The following is a 4,490-nucleotide window of genomic DNA, read 5'->3' as shown; positions in this document are numbered from 1 at the left end:
ATAATGTCATCTCCTTGAATGTGCTGACATTATAATGCTGCTTAATTGTTGTTACTGTCCATATATTCGTACAATATTAAAATATGTTCACCATTTTGCTAATATAGCCAATCACTAAATGTTCTTTCACATCTCCATGTTCTTCTTCCAGCAAATCTCCAATTTCTTTCAACATTAATCCATCACGATTCCACCCAGAAGCAAAATACTGAAATACAGATTCACTTCTTTTTTCTTGAAATGACTTCAAAATCCGTAAAACTGTATATCCCCGTAAACTGTTAAATTCAGATATTCTTACCGGTATATGACAAGCTTTTAAACTTTCCGAAAGAACATACCCTTGCGAAGCAATCACTTCCTGAAAAGACAGACGAGATGCAGAAGCATCTAAGACAAGATCCACAGAAAACAAAGGACTTGTTTCCTCTTCACTTCTTAAAAAGATACGATCATCATTTGCATACACTGCACGATACACGCGTCTTTTATCAAGTGTTCCACTACGTCCAACAATTTCATTTTTCTCTTGATGAATCAAAAGTGAATTCTCAATTTCATTTTTCAATTTATAAATCATACTTTTATGTAATGCTATATTTTTATAGTAGTACTCTCGATTTCTTTTTTCCTGCAGATCCGCCTGATCTCTTAAATATTTTTCTTCTGCAGTAATCTTTTCTGTATCATCTTTTACACCATCTGTAATCCATACATGACACCCAATATGATTTCCTGTACAGATTTGTTTTTCCAGTAATTGCAATTTCTTATTAGAGTAGATAGATCTGCCAAAACATTTTTCGATATACGTTCGATCTGATTCATGTTGTTTCAAAACAATATTACTTGCATTTTTAGACTGCAGAAAACCTTCTCCTTCTTCATCAATTTGAGAAGAACGCATCACTACAACTCGATCCGTTTTCACAAGCTGTGTTGGCATTAAATGTGTCATAATATATGCAAATATGCCGTGTAAATGAAATACATGCGAATGTTTTTCATGCTTATTGCCATCAAACAAATCATATCTTTTAAAAATATCTAAAATTGTGTGTACCAGCATTGACTGTTCAATATCTTTTTGTATATTCATTGCATCTGACAATTGCTTTTCACGCATTGTCATCACTGGCTGTTTTCTATTTAAAATTCGAGAATAATGCGATACCTGCATTGTATAAACTAACTGATTCTTGCTCATCCATTCCTGTCTAGAAAGCTGATATTCACTCGCAAAAAAATTCTTTGCATATTGCTCACGTAATTCATGTAATACAGGTCGCTGCACAATTTCTTTTATATAGACAATATCTTCAAGCATCAGCCATGTTAGATCATCCAGCATAGATTGATGCATATCCCCTCTCCAGCGATCAAACAATTGATTCACAACATCTTCACCATAATACTTATACGTCAATCCAATTACTAGATTCATATAGAAATTTGGAATTCCGCTTCGTTTATGAATTGCTAAAAAGAGTGGTTCAAAATGATATTCTCCACTCGCCGTCCAGATTTGATTCACTGCACGCTTTTCTACCACATTATACGTTCTCATTGAAATATCTCTGAAGGCAATCGTTTTGAAGAGATCCTTGCATTGATCACATCATGAATCAATTGCTTTTCATATATATCAAATGTTTTATTTGTAATACCTAGATCTAAAGCTTCTTTCACGCTTAGCCCTTTATGCATCAAATCAATCGCATCAAGCATTCCTCTAAGATCCAACGCTTTTGTAGACAGTTCAGTATTTTCACACTTCTTTTGAAAATCCAGAAATAATAACGCAAACTGCTTCACATATTTATCTAGCATATCAGGAAATTGTTTTTTCAAAAGTCTCTGTAAATCTTCTTGTGTGATTGGAGGCATTTGAATGACCACAAATCTAGAAGATAGCGCTTCATTCAGCTCTCTTGTACCAGCATAATTATAATTCATTGTCGCAATAAACCTTGTTTCATCCTTTAAAACAATACGGTCATATCCAGGTACATCAATCACTCTTCTAAAATCCAGTACAGAATGCAAAACAGCCAGTGCTTCATTTTTTGCCATATTAATTTCATCCAGAATGCCAAATCCACCATTCAAAGCACATCTATACACAGGACCTTCCCTAAAAACAACTTTACCGTTCTCAAAAGAATCCGTCCCAATTAAACTAGCTGCATCCATATTTACATGGAAAGAAATATCCCAGCTTGGTCTTTGAAATACATAGGCAAGATTTTCACACAGAACATTTTTTCCCGTTGCCTTTTCACCAACAAGCAGTATGTTTTTCCCACATAGCAGCGCACACAATGCATCTCCCCAGACATTCACTCCATAATACATAAAATGAGGTACAGGAATACGTTGTTTCATAGCATCACTCACTGGATGAGAAACCACATACTCATGCACCTCATGTAATACATCTTCAGATATACCTTCTTCACGAAGAAACTGCATTAGATCTTCCATTATTATCGCCTCGATCTTCTACAGGAAATTATAGCACTCATTTTTTTAATACTTTCATCATTTTGTATTCATTTAACATTGTTCCATCTTTTAACTGATACGCATTTGGTAAAATTCCACAAATACGAAATCCCATCTTTTCATACAGTGCTCTTGCACGAGTATTACCTTCAATATAATCCAATTCTATCTGTAAAATAAATGGATTCTCTTCCGCAATTTCAATCATTGCATTCATGAAGTATGTACCAATCCCTAAATTCCAGTATTCTTTCAAAACAGATATTCCAATACTAGCACGATGTCTTGTCTTCAAAGTATCATCCCATTCAATATGACAATTTCCAACAATCTTTCCATCCACTTCACACACAAGCATTGCTTCCTTTTGTGAAACAACCACATGGCGTAGCCAGAAACTTTCTGTACTCTCATTCAGAAAATCAAATTCTTCAGGATAACGCAATAAATACGGTGTTTCTGACGATACAGTTCTTAGAAATGCAATCATTTCATTTGCTTCTGTTTCTACTGGATTACGAATAAACGCTTCCTTTTCATTTTTTAACTGAATTCTTTTTTCTTCGATATACATTTTCAAACCCCTTTTATTATTCAATTTTATGATTTATACAAAATTTTCAAAAGAATCAATGACTTGAATCACACCAGGTAATTTCCCATATTCATCTTTTTTATTTGCAGAATCTACCACAACAATTGCATTACATCCTGCCTGATATGCACTAGAAATTCCGCTGATACTATCTTCAAAGATCAAGCAGTCATGAATATCTACCCCAATAACATCTGCTGCTTTTTTAAACATCGCTATTTTATTTTCATATGTACCATCATCATACACAATAGAAGAAGGATCCAACCAGCGATCAAGATGAAATGATTCCACAAAGAAATCAATGTTTTGCTTAATCGATGCAGAAGCAATCGTAAAAGGAATATTATCTTTTTTCAATACATCAAAATATGCCTCTGCACCTTTCACTAAATGAAAACTATCTTTATCTTCTTTACAGAATTGCCGATAATATTCTTCTTTTAGTTCCGAATATTTTTTCATTTGTTCTTCTGTACATTGTCCATGAAACATATATGCAACAACTTTATGATTAGGTACACCATTAATATGTTCATGAAGCTCTTCTTCACTGATTCCATGGTTTCTAATATCTTGAGATATCTTTGACCAGGCTAATATATGTTTGGAATTATCAAAAAACAAAGTTCCATTAAAATCAAATATTACACCTTTGTAAAACCGCATTTCTATACCTCTTTTGTCTCAAATACTAGTTTATACCAGTATACACTCATCTTTGGATATCTTTTATGAATCAATTTGAAAGAGATATCTCCCTGACAGAAGGAACATGGAAAAATACACTTGATAACACAATTCATAAAGGAAACACAACCATCAAGGCAAAAGGATCAATTGATCACATTCCTGTATTTGAAAAAATTGAAGATGAAACAAATCAAACAACTAACCAATAGAGTAGCTGTTTTCATTATACTGTTCATTTTTCACATAGATTTGCAATCAATAAACCCGCAATTCCCGCAACAAGTTTTACTACAACAAACCACGTAATACTATCGGGGTTTACTCCCGCAATAAAACCAAGCTGTCCACCAAACACAAATGCACCACTCAATGAAAAAAGCAGCATTCAATATTTTTCCTTTTTGGTTCATCTTAGAAAATAAAGGAAGCATTGCTATACTTGTTCCAAACGATAAAATGATTCCCATCACTGAATATTTATCAATCTGAAGAATCTGTCCAACTTTTTCAATTTGTCTAGAGAACTTTCTTAAAACAATTTCACAAAACAGTGAGCTACTCGGTCATTGAATGGCCGTGCATCTACATGCTTGACCACAAGCCGATAATTTGAAAATATACCCAATCTTACAGTCCGAAGGGCTATGAATCAGCACATATCTTCTTATTACATTCCATACATGGACATGCCATATAC

Annotated in this window: 6 protein-coding genes and 1 pseudogene; 1 reads left to right on the top strand and 6 read right to left on the bottom strand. The window is 33.7% G+C overall.

Going from position 1 to position 4,490, the window contains the following annotated elements:
* Window positions 1-76: 76 nt before the first annotated feature.
* From ACTND6_RS10510 to ACTND6_RS10495, 4 genes are read right to left on the bottom strand one after another with little or no spacing between them, the layout of a single operon-like run.
* Window positions 77-1,567: a hypothetical protein gene (locus ACTND6_RS10510; protein ID WP_441024151.1), complete on the bottom strand. Its 1,491-nt coding sequence runs from the start codon at window positions 1,565-1,567 to the stop codon at window positions 77-79.
* On the bottom strand, window positions 1,564-2,484 hold the full coding sequence (locus tag ACTND6_RS10505) for an AAA family ATPase (RefSeq protein ID WP_441024149.1): 921 nt from the start codon (window positions 2,482-2,484) through the stop codon (window positions 1,564-1,566). The genes ACTND6_RS10510 and ACTND6_RS10505 overlap by 4 nt, the downstream gene beginning before the upstream one ends.
* Before the next feature lie 37 nt (window positions 2,485-2,521).
* Entirely contained in the window at window positions 2,522-3,079 is a 558-nt protein-coding gene (locus tag ACTND6_RS10500; RefSeq protein WP_441024147.1) for an N-acetyltransferase family protein, read from the bottom strand.
* A gap of 33 nt (window positions 3,080-3,112) precedes the next feature.
* Window positions 3,113-3,769, bottom strand: a complete 657-nt coding sequence (locus ACTND6_RS10495) for an HAD family hydrolase (protein WP_441024145.1) — start codon at window positions 3,767-3,769, stop codon at window positions 3,113-3,115.
* Window positions 3,770-3,834: 65 nt separating this feature from the next.
* Between ACTND6_RS10495 and ACTND6_RS10490 the strand changes: the two genes are divergently transcribed.
* Entirely contained in the window at window positions 3,835-4,002 is a 168-nt protein-coding gene (locus ACTND6_RS10490) for a hypothetical protein (RefSeq protein ID WP_441024143.1), read from the top strand.
* A 23-nt stretch (window positions 4,003-4,025) separates the two neighbouring features.
* Here the strand turns inward: ACTND6_RS10490 and eutH are convergent, their stop codons facing one another.
* Together eutH and ACTND6_RS10480 are read right to left on the bottom strand one after the other, a co-directional pair.
* Window positions 4,026-4,178 (bottom strand): ethanolamine utilization protein EutH, encoded by a 153-nt coding sequence (gene eutH / locus ACTND6_RS10485; RefSeq protein ID WP_441024141.1) that lies wholly within the window; start codon window positions 4,176-4,178, stop codon window positions 4,026-4,028.
* A 52-nt stretch (window positions 4,179-4,230) separates the two neighbouring features.
* Window positions 4,231-4,287, bottom strand: a pseudogene (locus ACTND6_RS10480) (hypothetical protein); the annotation flags it as partial.
* Between the last annotated feature and the right edge of the window lie 203 nt (window positions 4,288-4,490).

The sequence above is a fragment of the Bulleidia sp. HCP3S3_C9 genome, assembly GCF_052064035.1.
Classification (GTDB): Bacteria; Bacillota_I; Bacilli_A; order Erysipelotrichales; family Erysipelotrichaceae; genus Bulleidia.
Note: the sequence above shows the minus strand (reverse complement) of the source record. Positions and strands in the feature narration are given on the sequence as shown.

Bases quoted from the DNA above. Each gene is read 5' to 3' on its own strand.
- ACTND6_RS10495 (WP_441024145.1), bottom strand. From the start codon at position 3,769: ATGCGGTTTTACAAAGGTGTAATATTTGATTTTAATGGAACTTTGTTT.
- ACTND6_RS10490 (WP_441024143.1), top strand. From the start codon at position 3,835: ATGAATCAATTTGAAAGAGATATCTCCCTGACAGAAGGAACATGGAAA.
- eutH (WP_441024141.1), bottom strand. From the start codon at position 4,178: ATGCTGCTTTTTTCATTGAGTGGTGCATTTGTGTTTGGTGGACAGCTT.
- ACTND6_RS10500 (WP_441024147.1), bottom strand. From the start codon at position 3,079: ATGTATATCGAAGAAAAAAGAATTCAGTTAAAAAATGAAAAGGAAGCG.
- ACTND6_RS10510 (WP_441024151.1), bottom strand. From the start codon at position 1,567: ATGAGAACGTATAATGTGGTAGAAAAGCGTGCAGTGAATCAAATCTGG.
- ACTND6_RS10505 (WP_441024149.1), bottom strand. From the start codon at position 2,484: ATGGAAGATCTAATGCAGTTTCTTCGTGAAGAAGGTATATCTGAAGAT.